This is a genomic window from Rhodococcus sp. MEB032, assembly GCF_030208925.1.
GTDB classification, from domain to species: domain Bacteria; phylum Actinomycetota; class Actinomycetes; order Mycobacteriales; family Mycobacteriaceae; genus Rhodococcus_F; species Rhodococcus_F qingshengii.
The window spans coordinates 43,316-66,621 of record NZ_JARVSY010000004.1 but is presented as its reverse complement, the minus strand read 5'-3'; the positions used below and the strand labels follow the sequence as shown (position 1 = coordinate 66,621).

The window sequence follows — 23,306 nt, the reverse complement described above, 5'->3', positions numbered from 1 at the left end:
AGGGACACAGCAATGGGCAAGAGCGAGGCGGGCAAGGCCGAATCGGCCAAGAGTAGTGCGGACGACCTGACGGGTCGGCGCATCCTGATCACCGGCGCTGCCCGCAATATCGGTTCTTCGCTGGCCAGACGCCTGTACGACCGTGGTGCGTCCGTGGGACTGCTCGGCCTCGAGCCGGAACTTCTCGAGCAAGTCGCCACTTCCTGCGGCCGCGCGCCGTGGCAGTTGTGCGACGTCGCCGACCTCGAGCAGGTATCTCGCGGCGTCGACTACATCGCTGAGAAGCTGGGAGGCATCGACGTCGTCGTCGCCAATGCCGGGGTCGAGGCGAACTCGTCGATCCTCGGCGGCGACCCTGCGGACATGCGCCGCGCCGTCGAAGTCAATCTCATGGGCACGTACTACACCCTGCGCGCAGCCGGTCCGCACATCAGTCACGAAAACGGTTACGCCCTGGTGGTCGCCTCGGCTCACGGCGCCGCCAAGCATCCGTTTCGCGGACCGTTCGGTGCTTCGCGCGCCGGCGTCGAAGCCTTGGGTGACGCGTTGCGCTTGGAAATGAAACACCTCGGCACCAAGGTGGGCGTCGCGTATATCGGCGACATCGACACCGATACCACCGCACTGTCGTTCGACGGAGCACGCGGAACCCTCGCCAGCGTCGGCACCACGACCGTCGCTGACGCCGTCGACGCGTTCGAGCGCGGTATCGTCGGCCGGAAGTCACGCGTACACGCGCCCCGCCGCAGCGCCGCGGTTCGCCACATCGCGCAACGAGCTATAGACCTCCGTCCCTCTCACATCCGTGGAGTCGCATGAACCCCCGCATCCCGCCCGGCCGATTCAAGGACCTCGGTCCGATCAACTGGGGAATCTGGCGTGTCCTGTCGAAGGCTGCCGGAGCACCCGATGCGCATCTGTTCAGCACCTTGGGGCGCACGGGTGGACTCTTCCGCGGTTGGCTGCACTACTCCGGCTCACTCATGCCCGGCGGCAAGATCTCTCGCCACGACACCGAACTGATCATCCTGCGGGTCGCGCACCTGCGGGACTGCGGTTACGAGATGGATCACCACATCAGGCTCGGCCGCAAAGCCGGAATCGACGCAGAAGAACTGGCCCGAATCATCGAGGGCCCTGGCGCTTCCGAGTTGAGTCCGCGTCACCGTGCGATCTTGACTGCGGTCGACGAGTTGGTCACCACCAAGGACGTCACCGACGACACGTGGGGAACGCTCTCGCAGCATCTCGACGATCGTCGGTTGATCGAATTCACCTTGTTGGTCACTCAGTACGACGGCCTGGCCACCACGATCGGAACCTTGCGGGTTCAGCGCGACTTCTCCTGAAGTTCCGCGGCGGCCGTAACTCAGCTCTAACCCGAAGACATCTGGACGAAACACCTGATCAATAGCGTATACAGGTATGTCGACAGGGATGAATACGGCGCCGGAGCCACTGCGTGAGGTGGTCTACCGGGAACTACGCACCGAACTGGTCAACGGGACCATCGGGTTCGATCAGCGCCTGACGGAACCGAAACTCTCCACGCGTTTCGGCATTTCTCGCACACCAGTACGGGAAGCGTTGACGATGCTGTGCGCCGATGGACTCCTGCGCCGGGAAGAGTACGGGTTCTCCGCCGTGCGCCCGAGTATCCCGCGGATCCGAGATCTGTATGAACTCCGAATCACTCTGGAACTACAGGGAATTACCCGGGCGATCGCAGATCCGACGATCCGGCACGACCGAACAATCCTCGACGACGAATTGGTGCGGTGGCGTGCCCTGGCTCTCGATCCGCCCGCTCAGGAACCGGGGTTCGTCGAACTGGACGAGGAATTCCACGTCGCCGTACTGAGGGCGTCGGGAAACAATGAACTGGTCGCGTCGCTGCTGTCGGTGAATTCCCGTATCCGGCACGTTCGGATGTACGACTTCATGGTCAACGGCCGCATCGACACCTCGATCGCGGAGCACATTCGAATCCTCGAAGAACTACGTGCCGGCAATCTGCCCGAGGCCCGCACGCTTTTGCACCAGCACATCGGCGAGTCTCTCGACGTCGTCCTCGACCGGGTGACCCGCGCGATCACCGCGCTCTCACTCGCCAACATCACGGACTGATCGGAGCAGTACACACCATGACCATCGCAGCAGAAGTTTTCACCCCGACAGCCCGGGTCGAGCAGGCATTCCAGCGGATCGAGGAAGTAGATCGCCCCGAAGTCTGGATCACGTTGCGCCGCAGGGAAGATGTGCTTGCCGATGCCGCTTCGGTCGAAGCCAGAATCGCCACGGGCGAGCATCTTCCTCTGGCTGGGCGTCTGGTCGCCGTCAAGGACAACGTCGACGTCGCCGGTCTGCCGACCACAGCGGCGTGCCCCGAATTCGCGTATTCGCCGGACGAAACCGCCAGTGCCGTTGCGCGGTTGATCGAGCACGGGGCTGTTGTTCTGGGGAAGACCAATCTGGACCAGTTCGCCACCGGACTGGTCGGAACGCGCAGTCCGTACGGAGCCGTTCGCTGCGCCTGGGACGAAGAGTTGATCTCGGGCGGTAGTAGCTCCGGATCCGCCGTCGCTGTCGCGCTGGGAATTGCAGACATCGGAATCGGCACCGACACTGCCGGTTCGGGCCGGGTGCCGGCAGCGTTCCACGGGATCTACGGACTCAAGCTCTCGCTCGGCGTCATCCCCGCCCACGGAGTAGTGCCCGCCTGCGTCGACTACGACGCTCTGACGGTATTTGCCGACGACCTCGAATCGGCAACCGCGGCAGCGGCAATCATGATCGGCCACGAACCTAGGGATCCCCGCAGCCGCGTCTGGCCTTCCGACGTTCGTCTCGCGGCGGCGCCGAATCCCCGCGTCGCCGTCCCCCGAATCGAGGATCTCGCTCAACTGAGCCCGTCGTATACAGCAGCATTTCAGGACACTGTGACAGCTCTGGTAGCCGGCGGCGCCGAGACCGAGACCGTCGACATATCCGGACTGCTCGACGCGGCCCGATTGCTCTACGACGGCGCCGTGGTGGCGCAGCGGTACGCCGCTGCCGGCGAGTTCCTCGAAACTCGTCCTGCCGGAGCAGATCCCGCGGTGTCCGACATCGTGCTCGGTGCGAAGCACCCCACCGGATACCAGCTAGTCGACGATCTCGATGCTCTCACCCGCGCCAAGGCTGCCGCCCGGGAACTCCTCGCCGGGTTCGACGCCCTACTGCTTCCCACCACCACCGAACACCCGACGATTGCCGCCGTGACCGAGGATCCGTTCGGAATCAACCGCCGGATGGGAACTTTCACCAACTTCTGCAACCTGCTCGACATGGCGGCCGTCGCGGCGCCCGGACACCGCACTGCCGAAGATCACCCGTTCGGCGTCATGTTCGTCGTACCCGCTTTCGACGACCAGATCGCCATCGACCTCGCTGCGCGACTCGGCGGTGCGCCTTCACCCACGCTCGTCGATACCGGAATCGACCTCGCAGTATTCGGCGCTCACCTGCGCGGGCAACCCCTCAACACACAGTTGGTCGACCTCGGCGCGCGGTACGTCGAAACCGTCACGACCTCGGATGCCTACCGGCTCTTCGCTCTCGACACGACGCCACCGAAGCCCGGCCTGGTACGCCGTGGCCCTGGACTCGGCGCACCGGTCGTCGGCGAGATCTTCCGAATCTCACCGGCCGGGCTGGGAACGTTCCTCGCCGCCTTGCCTGCACCGATGGCGCTCACCAGCGTCGAGTTATCCGACGGCAGAACGACAGTCGGTTTCAGCTGCACTCATGACGCCGTAAACGGCGCAGCTGACATCACCGACTACGGCGGTTGGGCCGCGTACCTCTCTCGCTGACAGTCACGGCTTGCAGATTCGAGTGACGGCCTCGCGCACCACTTCACGGCGGCGCGCGATCTCGTCGGCGTCGACGTTCTGGTTGTCGGCCACACCGGGGGCCACCACCCAGCCGAACACGAGGCCGAACAGCATCGTGATCAGGTCCTGGGGGTCCCAGTGCTTCGAGATGAGGCCGTCTTCTTGAGCCTTGCGGATCGTGGCCATTCGCGGAACCCAGCTGGAATGTTCCTCGGCCAGCTTCTTCATCCGTGGTGCCTCACCCTGCAATTGACCCCAGATCATCATCCGTTGAATCTGTGGTTTGCCGAGCATTGCGTCGAACAGTTCGACGGCATGCGCGGGCATGTCTTCACCGGTGAACTCGACGGATTCCATCGCCTGCTCGAAGTCGACGTCGAGCACCGCGTGGAACAACGCGACCTTGTCACCGAAATAGGCGTAGAGGCGCTCCTTACTGGCGTTTCCGTTCTTCGCAATCCGATCGATGCGCGCACCGGCAAGCCCGTAGGTGCCGAATTCTTCTTGCGCAGCGTCGAGGATTCGCTGTTTCGTCGCGGTCAAGTCAGTGGGAGCCATAGTGATGATGGTAACCGAACGAACTATTTCGTTTGACTCACCCGAGAAGGCTGGAATACCTTTTTCCAATGACCACCACGTCCCACGTCGACGGCGGCACTCTGCCACCGATCCCGGCTGTCTCCGAGAATCCGAATCATCAACGTCGCTGGCTGGTGCTCTGCATCGTCGCGTTCGCTCAACTCATGGTGGTGCTCGACGGCACCATCGTCTCCATCGCCCTACCGGCAGCCCAGGAGGAACTGGGCATAAGCGACCTTGACCGCGCGTGGGTGGTCACGTCGTACGCCTTGGCGTTCGGTGCGCTGCTGCTCCTCGGCGGACGTATCGCGGACTACTGGGGCCGAAAGCGATCCTTCATCGTCGGCATGGCGGGCTTCGCGGTTGCCTCCGGCATCGGCGGCATCGCGCAGAGCGGTATCGAACTGTTCATCGCTCGCGCCGGCCAGGGCGTCTTCGCAGCACTGCTCGCGCCCGCCGCGCTGTCGATGCTCACCACCACCTTCATCGGAGAGAAGGAGCGCGCCAAGGCTTTTGCCGTCTACGGCGCGATCTCCGGCGGTGGCGCTGCTATCGGCCTTCTCCTCGGTGGAGTGCTGACGCAGTACGTCGACTGGCGCTGGTGCCTGCTCGTCAACATCCCGATCGCGCTGATCGCCATCGCTGCGGCCGTCCCGATCGTCAAGGAAACCAAAGCGCACGGCGACACGAGCTACGACCTTCCCGGCGCTGTCCTCATCGCCCTGGGGCTCGGCTCACTGGTCTACGGATTCACACGCGCCGAGCACGGCTGGGGTCAGGCGGACACTTTGCTGTTCATCGCACTGGGTCTGGTCTTCCTCGCGATCTTCGTGGTCGTCGAGAGCCGCAGCAAGAATCCGCTTCTACCGCTGAGCGTTCCGTGGCATCGTGATCGCGGCGCTGCTCTGATCGGCTCCATGCTGGTGGGCGCCGCCCTGCTCGGCGGCACGTTGTACCTGACGTTCTACCTGCAGATCGTGCTCGGATTCAGCCCGGTCATGGCCGGCGTCGGATCGCTGCCGATGGCGTTCTTCATCGTCTTGGCGTCGACCATCGCAGCGCAGTTGTCCACCAAGATCGGCCCCAAGCCGCTCATGGTCGCCGGCCCGCTGGTGGCAGCAGTAGGACTGCTCATGCTGACCCAGATCGAGGTACACAGCTCCTACTGGACGCACGTGTTCCCCGGCCTCGCGATCTTCGGCTTCGGACTGGGTCTGCTGATGGTGCCGATGCAGAACCTCGCACTGATCGGTGTCCCCGACCACGACGCCGGCGCTGCCAGTGCCCTGGTCAACGCCACCCTGCAGATCGGCGGCGCACTCGGAACCGCACTGTTCACCACGATCTACGCTTCGGCCAAGTCGGCCTTCACCGCCGACAACGCGGCGCCGATCCCGCCGGAAGGCATTCCTGTCGACATGTCGAATGCGACCATCCCGACCGGCGATCAATTGGCACTACTCCCCCAGCCGGTACAGGACTTCGTCGCCTCGATGACGGACTACTTCTTCGGCGCCGAGGTATCCGGATACTCGGCCGCATTCGGTTGGGCGGCAATCTTGTTGGCGATCATCGCACCGGTAGTGCTGGTTCTGGTCCGCGCCAAGAAGGGTGATCTGCCCGCCGAGGGTGCAGTCCACATGGGGTAACCCCTGTGCGCCTTTATTAACCGCCCGCGGTTAATAAAGGCGCACAGCAGGTCAGGCCTTCTTCAACACCTCAGCCACCGGAGTGCTGCTGCGGCCGATCAACTTCTGCAGGTCACCCGACTCGGTGTCCAACGCCCCCTTGGCAATTGCAGCATCGGAATCCGCGAGAATCTCTGCGACCGGGGCAGGCAGGCCGACGCTCTCGAGAATCCCCTTGTATGCGTCCTCGCTCACGAACTGGTACGCGACAGGCTTGCCGGCAAATTCGCTGATCTTCTCGGCCAATTCGGCATAGGTGAGCCTCTCGTCACCGCCCAACTCGTACACTGCACCTTCGTGGCCATCGGTGGTCGCGACTACTGCTGCGGCGTCGGCGTAATCCGCACGCGCCGCAGCCGCGATCTTGCCTTCCGCTCCCGCACCGACCAGTGCGCCGCGTTCGATCACACCGGCCAGGTCGTTGGTGAAGTTCTCCCAGTACCAACCGTTGCGCAACAGCGCGAACGGAATACCGCTCCGAGTGAGCACGTCCTCGGTCGCCTTGTGCTCGGCAGCAAGCTTCATCGGCGTGTCCTGAGCATTCAAGATGCTCGTGTAGGCGATGAATCCGACGCCGGCAGCCTTCGCCGCGTCGATGATGTTGGTGTGTTGCGCGAGCCGTGACCCCACTTCACTTCCCGAGATCAGAACCAGCTTGTCGACGCCCGCCAGTGCGGTTTCCAACGCCGAGGCATCGGCGTAGTCCGCTTGGCGTACAACTACTCCGCGGGCGGCGAGGCTTTCCGCCTTCTGTGGATTGCGGACCACTGCGACGATGTCGGACGCGGCGGTTCCCCGCTCGATCAACGACTCGACTACCAGTTGTCCGAGGTTTCCGGTTGCGCCGGTGACTGCAATGCTCATGCGAACTCCCGATCCAGGTTGAAGCGTAAATGCGTTCTGCAACCATCATGCACTTATTTTTCGTAAGTGCAACACGTCGAGTTAGCGCTATGGGATCGTGCAGTAGTAGCCTGGGTTCATGACCAGCACCGACTCACCTTCACGTGCTGCCCAGACCCCTGATCCGAATGCCGACGTCGTGGACCCAACGCTCGAGGCTGACGTCTTCGCTCGCGGGTGCAACTCTCGGGCGGCATTGCAGAATGCAACCGGACGCTGGGGAGCACTCGCGCTGGCGGCATTGAACGAGGGCCCGTACCGGTTCAGTGCCCTGCGCCGACGCGTCGACGGAGTCAGCGAGCGCATGCTCTCGCAGACCCTGCAAACACTCGAGCGGGATGGCCTCGTGCACCGTGAGGTACTCGAAACCATCCCGCCCAAAGTGGAATACAGCCTGACCGAACTCGGCGCCGACGTCGCCGCAAAGATCACGGCCCTGATCGAACTACTCGAGTCGCAGGTTCCGAAAATCGTTGCGTCACAAGCGTCGTACGACGCTCGGAATCAGCTCAACTTGTCCGAAAGCTGAGCGATGAACTCGTCGAATGCGTAGGGAACGCTCAGCACCGTCGGAGCGGACGTAGCCATCGCGTAGTCCATTCCGACCAGACGAACCAGACGGCCGTTCGACACCGAGGTCATGTTCGCGAACGGACCGAAGGACATCAGCTTGTCCAGGTTGATGCCGTCGGCGTCGACGAGAATGAAGACGTCGGCGTCGAGTGTGTCGATGGATTCCATGCCCACGGACACCGAACTGTCGCCGGAAGTGCACACTGCGTCGACACCGGGCGAGGTCTTCACCCCGAGCTGGCCGAGAAGACGGATCCGCGGGTCGGTGCCGCAGAAGACGATCAGGCCCTCGTCGGTGCGCATTGCATACGTTGCGGTTTTGCCCTGGAACTGTGGGTGATCAGCGGCTTGCTTCTCGAAGTACGCCCCGGTCTCGTCGATCAGCGTCTGAGCCTGCTCCGGCTGTCCGAGCGCTGCACCGATCATGCTCATCTGCTTGTCCCACGCGGTATCCCACGGCTGGTCGGGGAACGCGACGGTCGGCGCGATGTCACTGAGACGCTTGTACTCGCCCTCGTCGATGCCGGAGTACACGGCGAGGATCACGTCGGGATCGAGCCCGAGGATCTGCTCGAACGGGATATCGGGATTGGTCGTCATGAGAACAGGCTTGGCACCGTTCAGACGCGAAGCGTCCCAGGGCAGGATGTTGTTCTCGATGCCGGCGCCGGAGAAGCTCTCCATGGCGACCGGAACCTTGTTCAGTGCGATCACCGCATCCTGGCCACTCCATCCGATGGTCACGATGCGCATAGGCTCCGCGTCGATCGTCGTCGAACCGTAGGCGTGGTCGACGGTCACGGGGAACGCCCCCACCTCGGCGGCACCCGAAGCTTCGGCGTCCGATCCGGAGTCACCTGAGGTTCCACAGGCGGAGAGCGTCAGCGCGACGCAAGCCGCGAGCAGTACGGAACGAGTTTTCATGAGTGGTCCTTCGAAAGCCGAATGGTCGACTCGGGACGCTAATGCGTTGCGCGCCTACACCCCGACTCGAAGGCCTCAGATGGCGGTTTCGCAACACAACTCGACACAAAAGACGAAAAACCCCGTGAGCCTTTCCGGTAGTGCGAACTACCGAAAAGGCGCACGGGGCCGAAGGCCCTGCCGTCAGAAGTTGATCATGTGGCCGGCGAGGCCGTGGATCGCTTCCTGCAGTGCCTCACTGAGCGTGGGGTGGGTGTGGACGTTGCGTGCCAACTCGTTGACCGTGAGGTCCCACTTCTGGGCCAAGGTCAGCTCGGGCAGCAGTTCCGAAACGTCCGGTCCGATGAGGTGCCCGCCGAGCAGTTCGCCGTACTTCTTGTCGGCGATCAGCTTGACGAAACCGGTCGGGTCACCGAGACCGTGTGCCTTGCCGTTGGCAGCGAACGGGAAGTTCGCGACCTTGACGTCGTAGCCCTCGGCCTTGGCCTGCTCCTCGGTCAAACCGAACGAGGCGACCTGCGGCTGGCAGAACGTCGCACGCGGCATCATCCGGTAGTCACCGAGTGTCTGCGTCTCCGCGCCGCCGATGGTCTCGGCAGCGACGACAGCCTGAGCTTCTGCGACGTGCGCGAGCTGCAGCTTGGCGGTGACGTCACCGATGGCGAAGATGTGCGGGACGTTGGTGCGCATGTAGTCGTCGATCGCGATGGCGCCGCGATCGGTCAACGCGACACCGGTGTTCTCGAGACCGAAGCCCTCCACGCGCGGTGCGAAGCCGACGGACTGCAGAACCTTGTCGACGACCACGGTCTCGATCTCGCCGGACTTGTTGTCCTTGATCGAGACGGTGACCTTGCTGCCGTCGTCGCTGATGGACTGCACAGCGGCACCGGTCTTGATGGTGACGCCGAGCTTCTTGTACTGCTTGGCGATTTCCTTCGAGACGTCGGCGTCCTCGTTGGGCAGTGCCCGATCGAGGAACTCGACGATCGTAACGTCGACGCCGTAGTTCTTGAGGACGTAACCGAACTCCATGCCGATCGCGCCGGCACCGACGATGAGGATCGAACCCGGAAGGTCACGGGTGAGGATCTGCTCTTCGTAGGTCACGACGTTCTCGCTCAGCGAGGTGCCGGGCAGCAGCTTGGTGTACGAACCGGTCGCGATGATGGCGTTGTCGAACGTGATCGTCTCGGTGCCACCCTTGCTCAGCTCCACGCTGATGGTGTTGGCGTCGACGAACGTGCCCTTGCCGTCGTACTCCGGGATCTTGTTCTTCTTCATCAAGAAGTGAATGCCCTTGACTCGCCCGTCCGCGACCTTGCGGCTGCGATCGAAAGCGGAGCCGAAATCGAAGGACACGTCTCCGGACATGCCGAACGTCTTCGCTTCTTTCGTGAAGATGTGCGCGAGTTCGGCGTTACGGAGAAGCGCCTTGGACGGAATGCAGCCGACATTCAGGCATACACCGCCCCAGTACTTCTGCTCGATGATGGCGGTGCTCAGGCCCAGTTGTGCCGCGCGGATAGCAGCGACGTACCCACCGGGGCCGGCTCCGAGGACAACGACGTCATAGTGTGAGGTCACGATTCACCAGGGTAGTCCTGCATCGTTTCGCTGTCCCCAGATGGTCGTATTACCCGTCGGTAGCCCACACTTCTCGGGCAACTCGGGCGAAATTTCCGCCGTACACGGCCTCGATCGACGGCTCGTCGAAGCCCCGCTCACGCAATACCTGATCAAGTGTCAGCACGTCCTCCGGAGGAGTCCACTGCAGTGGCCCCCACGCGGTGTACGCCTCGGAGAACGACGACGGGTTCTGCTCGATCTCTTCGCGGAAGTCGTCGGCGTCGAATGAGAAGTCGGAGCCGATCCCGACATGATCGATGCCGACGAGTCCCACAGCCTCTTCGATGTGGTCGGCCATCGCGGACAGCCGAGCCTGGTCGTCATCCGGTCCGTTGACGCCGAGGAATATGCCCACGCCGTTGATCCCGACGACGCCGCCGGTCTCCGCACACGCTCTGGCCTGATCGTCGGTGATGTTGCGCGGATGCTCCCACAACCTTCGGAGGTTCGAGTGGCTGTAGATCATTGCTCGCTGGGTGATAGCTGAGATGTCCAACCCCGTCTGTACAGAACAATGCGAGCCGTCGACCGTCATTCCGACGCGATTCATCTCGGCAACCAGGTCACGGCCGTATCCACTCAACCCCGTGTCCGCCAGGTCCAAGCAGCCGCAGCCGGCAGCGTTCATGTAGTTATACGTCGGCAACATCGAGCGGACTCCGAGGTCGTAGAAGTACGAGACGTTGGCCAGGTCTCCCTCCAGCGGATTCGAGTCCTCCAGGTCGAAGGCCAGGGCGATTCCGCCGGACTCCTGAATCTCGACGACGCCGTCGACGGTGAAGACAGGGGTGATCTCCGGGAACTCGACCCGCGCCTGCCACGCGAAACTCTTGGCGATTGCCGTCGAGTCCGCGCGAGTCTGCGGCGAGTAACCGACGTTCACCGAAACGTAACTCCCCGCTGGGCGCTGATATCGGAGAAGATCTTCGACAGACGCGTTCGACTGCAGAGGTAGGCAACAATGTTGTTCCCATAGTGGATATGTCCGGTTCACTCACTAATCCCGTCGATGATCAGGGAAATTCACCTGAAACTGGTCGTACGTTCAGCAAATCTCTGGTTCACTGGCGGATAACGCACCGATGCGGTAGAACTTACAAGACTCACACGCCCTGTACCTATCGACAGAGCATGTACCCAGCATGAATTCCCGTACGGGAACAGCAACAAAGGACCGTTCACTCCTGGGCGGATTCGAAGGAATTTTAGGTGGAGGTTTCTGAACGTATGCGTGCTCGCACTTTCAAGCGTGGCCGTCTGGTCGCCGCTGTAGCCGCAGTATCCGTGCTGCCGATGCTGATCAGCCCTGCAGTGTCGTCCGCAGGCGGAGATCCGTCGACCACCACGGCAACTGTTGCCAAGGCAAACACAACGGGTTCCAAGCTCTCGAGCCGCACGGACAACGGGCGCATCGCCACCATCAAGGTGTACTCACCTTCCATGGGACGCGACATTCCGCTCGAGGTCATCCTCCCGGCAGACGGCAGCGAACCCCGCCCGACCCTCTACCTGCTCAACGGTGCAGGCGGCGGCGAAGACCGGGCGACGTGGCAGCGTCAGACCGACGTCAACGAGTTCTTCGCTGACAAGAACGTCAACGTCGTCACCCCGCTCGAAGGTGCATTCAGCTACTACACCGACTGGGTGAACGACGACCCGTCCCTCGGCCGTCAGAAGTGGCAGACGTTCCTGACCCAGGAACTCCCGCCCGTCATCGACGCCGAGTTCAACACCAACGGCGTCCAGTCGATCTCCGCGATCTCGATGACCGCGACCTCGGTCCTCAACCTCGCCATCGCAGCTCCGGGCCTCTACAAGGGCGTCGGTGCATACAGCGGATGCGCCGAGACCAGCACACCGGTCGGCCAGTCCTCCATCGAACTGGTTGTGGGCATGCGCGGCGACGCTGACGTGACCAACATGTGGGGCCCCCTCGACGGCCAGGGCTGGATCGACAACGACCCCGTCGTCAACGCCGAGAAGCTCCGCGGCACCGAGCTCTTCATCTCCACCGGCTCCGGACTCCCCGGCCCGCACGACACCCTGAACAACGAGGCGATCAACGGACAGGTCGGCACACTCGCCAACCAGGTGATCGTCGGCGGCGTCATCGAGGCAGCAGTCAACTACTGCACCCACAACCTCGCCTACCGCCTCAACGATCTCAAGATCCCGGCCACCTTCGACTTCAAGCCGACCGGCACCCACTCGTGGGGCTACTGGGAAGACGATCTCCACAACTCCTGGCCGATGCTCGCTCGTTCGATGGGCATCTGACCGAAATCGTTCCGACTCGACCCCGCTCCCTGCACTTCCGGGAGCGGGGTCGAGTGCTTGTCTGGGCCGATTCGGGGGTTGATTCGGGGGTTAATTCCGGGGCCAATTCAATTGTCAGGCAATCGAATCGCGTCACTTTCTGCGCCCGCTCTGCTTTACTGACACATAACAAAAAGTGAACCTGTTCCAGTAAGGGCTCACAGGCACTTCGATCCGTTCCGGATCCGAAGACATTCAGGTGGAGGATCCGAACGTATGCGTGCTCGAATTTTCAAGCGTGGCAGTGTGATCGCAGCTCTCGCAGTGGCCACGGTGCTGCCGATGCTGATCAGTCCGGCGACAGCTTCTGCGGGCGGTGACACGTCCGGATCGCACGTCGTGAGCAACACCAAGACCGGCGACCGCAAGGTCACCATCTCGGTCTTCTCCCCGGCGATGGATCGCAACATCCCGCTCGAGGTCATCCTCCCCGCAGATGGCAGCGAACCCCGCCCGACGCTCTACCTGCTCAACGGTGCAGGCGGCGGCGAAGACTCGGCGACCTGGCAACGCAAGACCGACGTCATGAACTTCTTCCAGGACAAGAACGTCAACGTCGTCACTCCACTCGAAGGCGCGTTCAGCTATTACACCGACTGGGTGAACGACGATCCGGTTCTCGGTCGCCAGAAGTGGCAGACGTTCCTCACCAAGGAACTCCCGCCCGTCATCGACGCCGAGTTCAACACCAACAAGGTCCAGTCGATCTCCGCGATCTCCATGACCGCGACCTCGGTCCTCAACCTCGCCATCGCGGCTCCCGGCCTCTACAAGGGCGTCGGGGCGTACAGCGGATGCGCTGAGACCAGCACCCCCGTCGGTCAGAGTGCGATCGAACTTGTCACAGGTACCCGCGGCGGAGCTGACATCACCAACATGTGGGGCCCGCTCGACGGTCAGGGCTGGAAGGACAACGATCCGGTCCTCAACGCCGAGAAGCTCCGCGGCACCGAACTCTACGTCTCCACCGGCTCCGGACTCCCCGGCCCACACGACACTCTCGCCAATCCCGCGATCAACGGTCAGGTCGGTGCGCTCGCCAACCAGGCGATCGTCGGCGGCGTCATCGAGGCAGCGGTCAACTACTGCACCCACAACCTCGCCTACCGCCTGAGCGATCTGAAGATCCCGGCCACCTTCGACTTCAAGCCGACCGGCACCCACTCGTGGGGCTACTGGCAGGACGATCTCCACAACTCCTGGCCGATGCTCGCTCACTCCCTGGGCGTCTGACCCGATTCGTTCTCACTCGACCCCGCTCCAGTGTTTCGGGAGCGGGGTCGAGTGCTGTCGGGAGCGAGCAGTAAGAATGGACGTATGACTTCCGATCAGCAGCCCACCACCGGCGACGACCCCTACCTCTGGCTCGAAGACGTGACCGGTGAGTCTGCACTCGATTGGGTCCGTCAGCACAATGCCGTGACCGAGGAGCAGCTCACCGACAACGAGCGCTTCGATCGACTACAGAGCGACGTGCGCGAGATCCTCGATACCGACGCGCGAATCCCCTACGTCCGCCGTCGAGGTGAGTTCCTCTACAACTTCTGGCGCGACAGCACCCACGTTCGCGGATTGTGGCGACGCACGACGTTCGATCAGTACGTCACCGACGACCCGGAATGGGACGTCCTGGTCGACCTCGACGCCCTGGCCGAGGCCGAGGGCGAGAACTGGGTCTGGAAGGGCACGCAACTTCTACGGCCACACCGCAACCGTGCATTGATCAGCCTCTCCCGCGGCGGGGCAGACGCGGCGGTCGTTCGCGAGTTCGACATCGACAAGCGCGAGTTCCTCGCTCCCGAGGGCGAGAATCCCGGCTTCTACCTTCCCGAGGCCAAGACCGACATCGACTGGATCGACATCGATACCGTCTACGTCGGAACGGATATCGGACCGGGGTCGCTCACCGATTCCGGATATCCCCGTCTGGCCCAGCGGTGGAAGCGCGGCACTCCCCTCTCCAGCGCCGAGACCGTCTACGCGGGCCAGGCCACGGACGTGGCCATCTCGGCTTCGCACGATCCGACGCCCGGGTTCGAACGGGACTTCGTCACTCGCTCGGTCGATTTCTACAACTCTCAGCATTTCGAAGTTCGCCCCGACGGTGAACTGGTGCTCGTGGACGTCCCCGAGGACGCCGGGATCTCGATTCACCACGAGTGGTTGTTGATCCGCACCAAGTCCGTGTGGGCCGTCGAGGACACCGAATATCCGACCGGCGCACTGCTTGCCATCCGTTACGACGATTTCCTTGCCGGCTCACGAGCACTGACATCGATCTTCGAACCCGACGCACATTCCTCGCTCGAGCACTACACCTGGACACGCGATCATCTGATTCTGGTGGTCCTGACCGACGTGCGCACGACGCTGCGAATCCTGACGCCGGGCGAAAACGGCTGGGAGGATCGACCTTTCGAAGGGCTTCCAGAACTGACCAGTATCGAAATTCTCGACACCGACCCTGATGTCAGCAACGAGTACTTCGTCAATTCGAGTGGATACACCTCCCCTGCAACTCTTTTGCACGGCGTGATCGGCGAAACCGAACCCACTGCCCTCAAGCAGGCTCCCGCGTTCTTCGACGCCGAGGGCATCACCACGGAGCAGTTCTTCGCCACCTCTGCCGACGGCACCCAAGTTCCGTACTTCGTGGTGCGCAGTCCGCGTAGCGAGCCCGGCCCTACCCTGCTCTACGGGTACGGCGGATTCGAGATCTCGCTGACACCGTCGTACAGCGGTTCTCTGGGCCGTGCCTGGCTGACGCAGGGCGGAACCTATGTGGTTGCGAACATTCGTGGTGGCGGCGAGTACGGACCCGGTTGGCACACACAGGTTCTCAAGGCCGGGCGCCACAAGGTGCACGAAGACTTCGCTGCCGTCGCGAGAGACCTCGTCGATCGCGGAATCACGACCCCGGATCTTCTGGCAGCTCAGGGCGGTAGCAACGGCGGCCTGCTGATGGGCATCATGCTGACCAAGTACCCCGAGCTCTTCGGCGCCATCGTCTGTCAGGTCCCGCTGCTGGACATGCGCCGATTCCATCTCCTGCTGGCCGGCGCTTCGTGGATGGCCGAATACGGTGACCCCGATGTCCCGGAGGAGTGGGCATTCATCTCGGAGTACTCGCCGTATCAGAACATCGACGCCGCCGCGTCGTACCCACCGATCCTGATCGCGACGTCCACCCGCGACGACCGCGTCCACCCCGCGCATGCCCGCAAGATGGCCGCACGGCTGGAAGAGCTGGGCAAGCCGGTGCTGTATTTCGAGAACATCGAGGGTGGCCACGGCGGCGCCGCGGACAATGCTCAGCTGGCCTTCAAGACTGCGCTGACCTACGAGTTCCTCTGGCAGAAACTCGGCTGATCTTTCAGCGGTCGCGCAACCACGCGACGACGCGCTCGCTCACAGCGGTGGGATTGCGTATCCAACCGTTGTGACCGAGTGGTTCGTCGATGTGCGTCATCGTCACTTGGGCCCCGGAGAGCTTGTCCACCAGGTTCTTTGCCGACCGGCGTGGAGCGAGATCGTCCCCTTCGATCGTGATCGACAGAACCGGCAAGGTCAGGCGAGCGATCCGCTCCTCGTAGTCGATATCCGCACCGACGGGTTCCATGCGACCGGTCCTGGCGAACCGGGCCCAATCGGTGATCAGAACTTTCGACTGTCGACCGAAGCCGCCGACGTTGACCCGGTCTCCCGGCCAGAAGCCGGCGATGTTGGCTGTCACCGACATCGCGGACGAACCCAGATAGAGTCCGGGCGCACGGATTCCGGGGAATCCGCGGTGATACGGCGATCCGGAGGCAACCAGGATCAGTCCGCCGAGCCGGCCCCGAATCCTCGACGCGTACATGACCCCGATCTGGCCGCCCATGCTGTGCCCCATCAGAAATGGTGTGCTGGCCGGAAACCGCTCACGCACCACCTCGAACGTCGCCGGACAATCGATCGAGACCAGTTCCTGATATCCGAAAACACTCGACGCGCTCGGGCGCGGTTTGCTGTCACCTTGGCCACGCAGTTCACCGATGGCCGCATTGAAGCCGGCTTCGACCAGGGCCTGCGCCACCGGATCGTAGAACCCGGCGGGAACTCCGAGCCCGGGCAACATCACCACCACGGGTGCGTCGTCGTTCGGTCCGGGAAACAGACGGATCGGGGTCACGGTGCCGTCGGGGAGTTGGATCGGTACGGTCTCCATTCAACTCACACTAACCACCCACGCCGCGGATGGGCAGAGCCCACGCGCCGACTATTCGAGGCTTCCCACGATCAGCGGATCCGGAGTACCCACGATCTCGTAATCCTTGTTGTCGTAATCGAACTGACTGAGCACGTGACGCATCGCGTTTATCCGTGCGCGTTTCTTGTCATTGCTCTTGATGACGGTCCACGGAGCGGTGTCGGTATCGGTGAACCGGATCATCTCTTCCTTCGCCGCCGTGTACGCATCCCACTTGTCCAGAGAAGCGATGTCCATCGGCGAAAGCTTCCACTGCCGCACGGGATCGACCTGTCTGATCGCGAACCGCGTGCGCTGCTCCAGCGGGGAAACCGAGAACCAGAACTTGATCAAGCTGATGCCGTCGTCGACGAGCATCTGCTCGAACAACGGCACCTGGCGCAGAAAACGCTCGTGCTCCTCGTCGGTGCAGAAACCCATGACCCGCTCGACCCCGGCCCGGTTGTACCAAGACCGATCGAACATCACCAGTTCCCCGGCAGCCGGAAGGTGCTGCACGTAGCGCTGGAAGTACCACTGCGTCGACTCGCGGGCCGACGGCTTCTCCAGCGCCACGACGCGAGCGCCGCGAGGATTGAGGTGCTCCATGAATCGTTTGATCGTTCCGCCCTTGCCGGCAGCGTCGCGTCCTTCGAACACGATGGCGTGCCGTGCGCCGGTTTCCTTCGACCAGTTCTGCAGCTTGAGGAGTTCGATCTGCAGCAGACGCTTGGACATTTCGTACTCGTCCCGAGGCATCCGTGCCTCGTACGGGTAGCCCTCCCGCCAAGTGTCGACCTCGAAACCGTCCGGCGACGTCAGCAGCACCGGATCGTCGTCGTCATTGTCGTCGACGGTGAAGGCGGCGGTGTCGGCCAGATCGACGGCGGTCGAAAGATCCGCGAAGGCGCTGAGGAACGGTCGGCGTTCTGCTAAATCGGTCACCGCCGACAAGTTAGTCTCCCGCAGCAACCGTTCGGTGAAGCTGGGATGAACTACCGGGGTATGACACGGCGGACTCAAAAGATCAGGGTGCAAATGGGGGTCGTCCCCGATGGTGCGCGGCGCCATCTCGCTTCAGAATTGAAGCATGACATTCGAAAGCAACACACCTCGCCCCTTCACCCGTTCCAACGACAAGAAAATGTTCGCCGGAGTGTGCGGCGGAATTGCAGATTACTTCGGCGCCGACGTCAATCTTGTCCGTCTACTCGCGGTTATCGCCGCTATTTGCACGGGTGGAACCGCGGCTTTGGTATATCTCGCCGCCTGGATGCTCATGCCGTTAGGTTGAGAATTCCGGCACTTGGCATGGCGAGAATTACGCGCCGACAAAAGGTATTTCGGGGCCTACGCGCCAACACGAGCAGGCCGCGAAATCAACAATCTACTTGGCGGCCTTCAACTCTCCACCGCTGAGCGCAGCGAGGGCCTCGAGACCCTTGACGGCCAGGCCACTGACGCTGCCCAACCCCTGACCGATGATCGCACCGACTGAGCCGGCAGCGTCCATGACAGATCCTTCAAGCATGACGTTCTCCTTTAGATGTTCAGTGGTTCACTTGGGACGAGCAAATGACGCCGATCAGAAAACTCAGGGAACGACAGGCGGCGTAAAGCTGAGGGTGTCGAGAGATCCGAAGATTCCACCGGCGGTGTCAGCCAGTGAACCGAAGAGGTTTGCACCGACATTGTCCAATCCCAGCAGCATTGTCAGCAAAGCCTGCATCGGTGCACCGTCCCCATTCGGACCACCGAGAATATCCATCAACGAACCCATGTTCAGCTCCTCGCGTAGGTGATTCTTTTTACCGTCGGTGACGATTATCGAACCAGTCCGGCGGTAGACACTCGACGTGTCGACAGTCACATTAATCCGCGAGATAACGACTCGACACCACTACGGACAATTACCTTAATTAGGACGAATTCGACAGAAATTTCCCGAACACAAATCGTCGATTCACCACAAGTTCCGACGCAAGTTACTCTTTATCGTTCGACTACCTCACGATTTTGGTCAGAAACTGCCTGCAGAAGCGTCGTGAACCCCACCCGCAACAATTCGACATAGTGCTCGATATCCGGCATCGTCTCTCGCGAGACGATGACATTGAGCGTCAGAGAACCTCCACGCGCGGCAATGAGGAAGTGGCGCAGAATGTCTCCGTCGACCGGCGCCTGCCCGCCGAGAACTGCCACCGCCGGCGCACCTTCGAAAACATTGCCGTCGACCGATACCGGGACATTGCTGATCGTCGTGTTCTGAATGACCTTGTGCGAAGGGTCCAGCTTGTTGAGCCGACGCGAGAGACCGGTGAGTCTGAGCAGAGCCGCAGGCGAGGTTTCGATGCGTGTGCCGTAACGACGGACGGCTGGGTGCGAACTCCGCCCCTTTGCCATCAGCGCCGAATCCCTGATCAGTGTCAGCCGCTCGACCGGATCTTCGACGTCCGTGTGCAGATCGACCGTCAACAGCGCCAGTTGGTTGGCCGATTCCCATTCGGCTATCTGCCGCATCGATCGGGGAACCATCGCCGCCAACCCACTGGCCGACTTCTCGCCCTTTTCCGACAGGTATGCGTCGAGAGCACCGGCGACCACGGTCAGGAAGATGTCGTTGACCGTCACGTCCGGAACGGCCGCTCGGATCGCTTTGATGTCTGCGCCGTCCAGCGTCAGGAAATCGATCGTCATGTCTCCGCCCAGCACGCCGTTGAATCGGGTCGGTAGGCGGTCGGCCGAGTACGTAGGCAGCTCTCCGGCCTCTTCCGCCTCCCGAACCGTCTCGGCCGCAACCTTTGTCACGGACAGACCCCGGCCGAAACGGATCGCCTGGCCGGGCAGACCCACGACCGTGCGCCCGATCAAATCCAGCGACGAAAGCCCCGAACCGGCACGCTTCGTCTCCGGTTTCGGCGGACCGGAGAACAGAAGGTTGGTCAGATCGCGGATCGCCAGACCGTCACCGGCCCCGTGGTGGGTCTTGAGCATGATCAGCGTCAGATTGCCCGGTAGCTCGTCGATCCCGTGCACGCCGGTCATGACGTGCAACTCCCAGGGCGGCCGGGACAGGTCCATCGGCTCCCCGAGCGAGCGCCCGAGCAATTCACGAACCGGGGCCCACCCGGCAACAGGGGCACGATGGACGTGCACGTGATCATCGACGTCGAAATCGGCCGGGACCCAATAGGGATAGTCCAGATCCAGCGGAACTCGCTGGAGTCGACTCGTGAACAGTGGCCAGTACCCGAATCTTTCGGTGATCCACCGAACCGCGTCGTCGTGCGTCATCTCTGCGAGCGGATGGCCCGTCGTGTCGAAGAAGTAGGCGCAGACCATGTGGCTCAGATGTCCGCCGGACTCGTTGTAGACGAACTCCGCGTCTCGCGGTCCCATCTGAGATACCGCGGCTGGCAACGAGTTCCGAAAGATCATGCATGCCCCTCAATTCCGACGCTGAACGAATGTCCGAATTGTAGCGAGCTGACATGCAGATCCTCTGGGTTCTGCTCGGAATCGTTGGGTGTCACCAAATCCAGCAATCGGAGAAGGTGCCTGCGATTCCGATCGATCAGGAGGCAACCTCTTGGTTAGGTGAATCCGCAGTCTGCATCGCGGCTGCCGCTGCCAAGTCATCGAAACTTGCTCGCAGTAGTTCGATGTAATGGTGGAGATCGGGCATGGTCGCGGTATCCGCGATGACGTTGAGGGTCAGTCCCCCACCTGCTGCGGCGACCATGAAATGCCGTAGCCCATCCCCGTCGATGGGCGCTTGCACTGCAAGCACAGCCGCGCCCGGGGCGCCGGCAAGCGTCAACCCTTCGACCGAGAGTGGAATGTTACTCACCATCGTGTGCTGGTAACGCGGTCGATCGAGGCTGTGATCGTTCTGCTTGCGCGCATACGCCATCAATCTCATCAAAGGCGCGGGCGTGGTCTCGACTGCGGCCCCGGCACGCCTGACCGCGGGATGGGACGTGCGCGCCTTCTCCGACCGTGCCGAACTCGAAATGAGCGCCAACCTCTCCAATGGGGACTCGACCTGGGTGTGCATATCCACCAGCAGAGCCACCAACTGATTCGCCGACTCCCACGCTTCGACCTTACGCACCGAGCGAGGAACCATCGCGATCAAGGAATCGCTTGGCCTTTCATCCTTTTCCGTGAGGTAGCGCGTCAGAGCGCCTCCGACAACGGCGAGTAGAACGTCGTTGACAGTGGCACCGGGCACCGAATCCTTGATCTCACGGACCTGCTCCCCGGACATTGTCATCGGTTCGAGTGAGGCAGCTCCACTCACCTTGCCGTTGAATCGAATTGCAGGCCTCTCGTTGAGGCTCTCCACCCATTCTCCTGCCTTCTTCGCAGCGTCAGCATCTCTCTGAGCGCGTCGGTTGCCTGGTACCTGCCTTGCGAAGCGATATATTCGGCCGGGAAACCCCAGTAGCGACTTGGTGAATATCCTCGCTCGCACAAACGGCACAGACGGTTCGGACCCAGCCTGCTGCACCTTGCCCGAAAAGATAGCCTCGCCCAACGTCCTGATGGCGATACCGTCAGCTGCACTGTGGTGAGACTTGAGCACCACCGCCGTCAGTCGGCCCGGCAATTCTTCAAGTCCCTCCAAACCTACGAAGAAGTGCAGTTCCCACGGCGGACGGCGCAGGTCCATCTTCGTGGTCAACAACGCGCTCAACGGCTTTTGCAGCGCTGCCCATCCTGTGTCGTTGATCTTGTTGACGTACACGTGCTTTCGGACGTCGAAGTCAGGGTCTGTCACCCAGTAGGGATGGTCCAGTCCCAACGGAGTCCGTTGGACTCGTTGAGTGAACATGCGATCACATCCGAGGCGTGCGGTAACCCAGTCCACTGCCTGTTCTGCCGTGAATTCCGCGCTTGGGTGCAACGATGTCTCGAAGAAGTACACAGCGATCAGATGGTTCAGGTGACCAGCGCCCTCGTGATAGATGAATTCGGCATCGCGTGGGTTCAGCTGCGCCATCCTTGCGCCTGACGTGTTGGACGCGCCCATTGAACTCCTTGTATCGCGGCTGGTTGCCCGCACATTCGCCTGAGTGCAAAGCTTGTGACTATGAGGCCAGTGATTGCAAAACCGATGGTCCCCGAAGCCAGAGGGCTACGGGGACCAAAGTTTCAAGCAAGTGCAGGTTGTGCAGGTTCGCCTGACTGCTCCGCTACGATGCTGTCCTCGACAACCGAACAATATGATGCAGTCGCTGGAGTGATCACGGCTTTTGTGGAGGATCCTTGATGATCTTGCTTCCAGTGGAAGTGAGACCAAGCATGTTCGATACCCACGTGATCATTCCGGTTAAATAAGTTTGCAGCATGACCGATTCCGTTCTTTCTATGGCGTGGGGGAAGACGACAGCGCGTTCAAATACTTCACAAACGTGCCCACGAGATCGACCGATCCGAAATCGACGATCTTGGACAGGTAGTCCAGGAAGAGATCGAACATCTTTTCTCCTTCTCCTTTTACAGGCCGGCTACGGAGCCGAGGACCGATTGGACGCTGCCCGCCGCAGCCTCACCGAGCGCACCGCCCATGTTGAGGCTTCCGGTGATCGACACGAAGATTCCGTCAACGACCTTGACCAAGTAGAACAGTGGATCCACGAGGGATCCGACGTCAACGCTTGCGAGCGCACCTATCAAACTAGCTGTGTCCACCGTATTTCACACTCCTTGAGATTGATTTCGTTCACTGGCTAAAGCAATTCACTTCTCAGTCGACGTTCGGGAACCAGCCGAAGTCAACCGAGGCGATAAACGGGGTAAACAAAGCCATCCCGAGAATGTTTTTGATCAACCCCCCGGCCTCGCCCTCGAGAACGTCCGCAATCGATCCCAGATCCATCATTCGCTCCTGTCATCAAAAACATTGGAAGAAGAACTTGCAGGTGCCGTCAACTGAGGTCGATTGCCGAAACCAACGATCCGGTGACCCCGTCGATTCCCGGCATGAGCGAACCGGACCAGACGTTACCCAGCAGGTCGGTGAACAATGCCGCCGTTGTCTGCAGGAACATGACGATCATATTGAATCCCACGCTTTCGATTGGCCGCGAATACTCACGGAACATTTACATTGGAATGCTTGATGCAGCCCACAAAGAACCGGTCCGAGCAGCAATTAAAGAATCCCAGTCGAACGATGAAGCCGAGATCCTCCGGGGCTGGTGCCCACTTTCCGCGGCTGTGACTGACATCAAGGTAGTGCAATAGGATCCGGTTTGGGTGCTTTTTGCCCAAGAATTTCAGATGGATCTGAAACCTGTTCCATATTCGCAGGTCTAGCGTCCAAGACGCCTGAAAATCGAGCAAAATGGAATAGCAACCGGAATTTACGTCGTCCGAAAGGCTTAGTACTTGAGGGTATTCAGGACAGAATTATCCACCAAAAGAACTAGACGTATCCGCACTTCACAGGTTAGCGGAGGCGAACAATCGGGACGGAAAATATCAAACATCCTTCAACATTCGGATAGATGAAGCTTCTCGTTCCCCACCTTCTCGATACACCTGTTACGCCATGAGGTTGTCCACACACACGCGGCCATCCAC

The 23,306-nt window shown here is 61.5% G+C and carries 24 protein-coding genes; 10 read left to right on the top strand and 14 right to left on the bottom strand.

All coding sequences use genetic code 11. The features are described from left to right. The first annotated feature begins 12 nt into the window (after positions 1–12). The 4 genes from QRN54_RS05785 (at position 13) to atzF (ending at position 3,854) form a co-directional block, all read left to right on the top strand. The gene (locus QRN54_RS05785) at positions 13–819 is read left to right on the top strand and encodes an SDR family NAD(P)-dependent oxidoreductase (protein ID WP_058038498.1); all 807 of its coding nucleotides are present in this window, start codon (positions 13–15) and stop codon (positions 817–819) included. Then, a complete protein-coding gene (locus tag QRN54_RS05780; protein WP_003941526.1) occupies positions 816–1,349 on the top strand; it encodes a carboxymuconolactone decarboxylase family protein in 534 nt (177 codons plus the stop codon). Before QRN54_RS05785 ends, QRN54_RS05780 begins: the two co-directional genes overlap by 4 nt. Before the next feature lie 76 nt (positions 1,350–1,425). Then, positions 1,426–2,127, top strand: a complete 702-nt coding sequence (locus QRN54_RS05775) for a GntR family transcriptional regulator (RefSeq protein ID WP_019744458.1) — start codon at positions 1,426–1,428, stop codon at positions 2,125–2,127. Positions 2,128–2,144: 17 nt separating this feature from the next. After that, on the top strand, positions 2,145–3,854 hold the full coding sequence (gene atzF / locus QRN54_RS05770; RefSeq protein WP_285181726.1) for an allophanate hydrolase: 1,710 nt from the start codon (positions 2,145–2,147) through the stop codon (positions 3,852–3,854). A gap of 3 nt (positions 3,855–3,857) precedes the next feature. On the opposite strand, the gene QRN54_RS05765 is transcribed toward atzF, so the two are convergent. Beyond that, a complete protein-coding gene (locus QRN54_RS05765) occupies positions 3,858–4,433 on the bottom strand; it encodes a TetR family transcriptional regulator (protein WP_285181725.1) in 576 nt (191 codons plus the stop codon). A 68-nt stretch (positions 4,434–4,501) separates the two neighbouring features. On the opposite strand from QRN54_RS05765, the gene QRN54_RS05760 reads away from it, so the two are divergent. Further along, the gene (locus tag QRN54_RS05760; protein ID WP_003941517.1) at positions 4,502–6,103 is read left to right on the top strand and encodes an MFS transporter; all 1,602 of its coding nucleotides are present in this window, start codon (positions 4,502–4,504) and stop codon (positions 6,101–6,103) included. Positions 6,104–6,154: 51 nt separating this feature from the next. Here QRN54_RS05760 and QRN54_RS05755 read toward each other — a convergent pair whose 3' ends face one another. Then, entirely contained in the window at positions 6,155–7,006 is an 852-nt protein-coding gene (locus QRN54_RS05755; protein WP_075832598.1) for an SDR family oxidoreductase, read from the bottom strand. 118 nt (positions 7,007–7,124) lie between these two features. Here QRN54_RS05755 and QRN54_RS05750 point away from each other — a divergent pair, with 118 nt between their 5' ends. Further along, positions 7,125–7,574: a winged helix-turn-helix transcriptional regulator gene (locus tag QRN54_RS05750; RefSeq protein WP_007735410.1), complete on the top strand. Its 450-nt coding sequence runs from the start codon at positions 7,125–7,127 to the stop codon at positions 7,572–7,574. Here the strand turns inward: QRN54_RS05750 and QRN54_RS05745 are convergent. The 3 genes from QRN54_RS05745 to QRN54_RS05735 all read right to left on the bottom strand — a co-directional run bounded on the left by QRN54_RS05745 (position 7,550) and on the right by QRN54_RS05735 (position 11,054). Next, positions 7,550–8,542, bottom strand: coding sequence for an iron-siderophore ABC transporter substrate-binding protein (locus QRN54_RS05745; protein WP_285181724.1), 993 nt, complete (start codon positions 8,540–8,542; stop codon positions 7,550–7,552). The two genes, QRN54_RS05750 and QRN54_RS05745, sit on opposite strands and share 25 nt — an antisense overlap. 183 nt (positions 8,543–8,725) lie before the next feature. Further along, on the bottom strand, positions 8,726–10,129 hold the full coding sequence (gene lpdA / locus QRN54_RS05740) for a dihydrolipoyl dehydrogenase (protein ID WP_003941477.1): 1,404 nt from the start codon (positions 10,127–10,129) through the stop codon (positions 8,726–8,728). A gap of 49 nt (positions 10,130–10,178) precedes the next feature. Next, positions 10,179–11,054, bottom strand: coding sequence for a dipeptidase (locus QRN54_RS05735; protein WP_502944041.1), 876 nt, complete (start codon positions 11,052–11,054; stop codon positions 10,179–10,181). 344 nt (positions 11,055–11,398) lie between these two features. Between QRN54_RS05735 and QRN54_RS05730 the strand changes: the two genes are divergently transcribed. From QRN54_RS05730 to QRN54_RS05720, 3 genes are all read left to right on the top strand, one after another. After that, positions 11,399–12,448, top strand: a complete 1,050-nt coding sequence (locus QRN54_RS05730; RefSeq protein WP_021343370.1) for an alpha/beta hydrolase — start codon at positions 11,399–11,401, stop codon at positions 12,446–12,448. Between the two features lie 255 nt (positions 12,449–12,703). After that, complete coding sequence (locus tag QRN54_RS05725) at positions 12,704–13,720, top strand: alpha/beta hydrolase (RefSeq protein WP_003941485.1); 1,017 nt, start codon at positions 12,704–12,706, stop codon at positions 13,718–13,720. An 84-nt stretch (positions 13,721–13,804) separates the two neighbouring features. Further along, on the top strand, positions 13,805–15,856 hold the full coding sequence (locus QRN54_RS05720; protein WP_285181722.1) for a prolyl oligopeptidase family serine peptidase: 2,052 nt from the start codon (positions 13,805–13,807) through the stop codon (positions 15,854–15,856). A 4-nt stretch (positions 15,857–15,860) separates the two neighbouring features. On the opposite strand, the gene QRN54_RS05715 is transcribed toward QRN54_RS05720, so the two are convergent. Continuing rightward, complete coding sequence (locus tag QRN54_RS05715) at positions 15,861–16,694, bottom strand: alpha/beta hydrolase family protein (protein WP_020906717.1); 834 nt, start codon at positions 16,692–16,694, stop codon at positions 15,861–15,863. Positions 16,695–16,745: 51 nt separating this feature from the next. Continuing rightward, positions 16,746–17,660 (bottom strand): polyphosphate kinase 2, encoded by a 915-nt coding sequence (gene ppk2, locus QRN54_RS05710; protein WP_037129644.1) that lies wholly within the window; start codon positions 17,658–17,660, stop codon positions 16,746–16,748. Positions 17,661–17,805: 145 nt separating this feature from the next. On the opposite strand from ppk2, the gene QRN54_RS05705 reads away from it, so the two are divergent. Further along, a complete protein-coding gene (locus QRN54_RS05705; RefSeq protein WP_003941534.1) occupies positions 17,806–18,009 on the top strand; it encodes a PspC domain-containing protein in 204 nt (67 codons plus the stop codon). 93 nt (positions 18,010–18,102) lie between these two features. Here QRN54_RS05705 and QRN54_RS05700 read toward each other — a convergent pair whose 3' ends face one another. The 7 genes from QRN54_RS05700 to QRN54_RS05670 form a co-directional block, all read right to left on the bottom strand. Beyond that, positions 18,103–18,246 (bottom strand): hypothetical protein, encoded by a 144-nt coding sequence (locus tag QRN54_RS05700; RefSeq protein ID WP_003941503.1) that lies wholly within the window; start codon positions 18,244–18,246, stop codon positions 18,103–18,105. A gap of 63 nt (positions 18,247–18,309) precedes the next feature. After that, positions 18,310–18,495: a hypothetical protein gene (locus QRN54_RS05695; protein WP_223304379.1), complete on the bottom strand. Its 186-nt coding sequence runs from the start codon at positions 18,493–18,495 to the stop codon at positions 18,310–18,312. Positions 18,496–18,707: 212 nt separating this feature from the next. Then, positions 18,708–20,153 carry a wax ester/triacylglycerol synthase domain-containing protein gene (locus QRN54_RS05690; RefSeq protein ID WP_064688296.1) on the bottom strand — a complete coding sequence of 482 codons (1,446 nt, stop codon included), beginning with the start codon at positions 20,151–20,153 and terminating at the stop codon, positions 18,708–18,710. Between the two features lie 136 nt (positions 20,154–20,289). Next, the gene (locus QRN54_RS05685; RefSeq protein WP_058038503.1) at positions 20,290–21,750 is read right to left on the bottom strand and encodes a wax ester/triacylglycerol synthase domain-containing protein; all 1,461 of its coding nucleotides are present in this window, start codon (positions 21,748–21,750) and stop codon (positions 20,290–20,292) included. A 467-nt stretch (positions 21,751–22,217) separates the two neighbouring features. Then, on the bottom strand, positions 22,218–22,412 hold the full coding sequence (locus tag QRN54_RS05680; RefSeq protein WP_031331808.1) for a hypothetical protein: 195 nt from the start codon (positions 22,410–22,412) through the stop codon (positions 22,218–22,220). Positions 22,413–22,467: 55 nt separating this feature from the next. Then, complete coding sequence (locus tag QRN54_RS05675; protein ID WP_003941467.1) at positions 22,468–22,599, bottom strand: hypothetical protein; 132 nt, start codon at positions 22,597–22,599, stop codon at positions 22,468–22,470. 49 nt (positions 22,600–22,648) lie between these two features. Next, complete coding sequence (locus tag QRN54_RS05670) at positions 22,649–22,792, bottom strand: hypothetical protein (protein WP_153212751.1); 144 nt, start codon at positions 22,790–22,792, stop codon at positions 22,649–22,651. Positions 22,793–23,306: the final 514 nt, after the last annotated feature.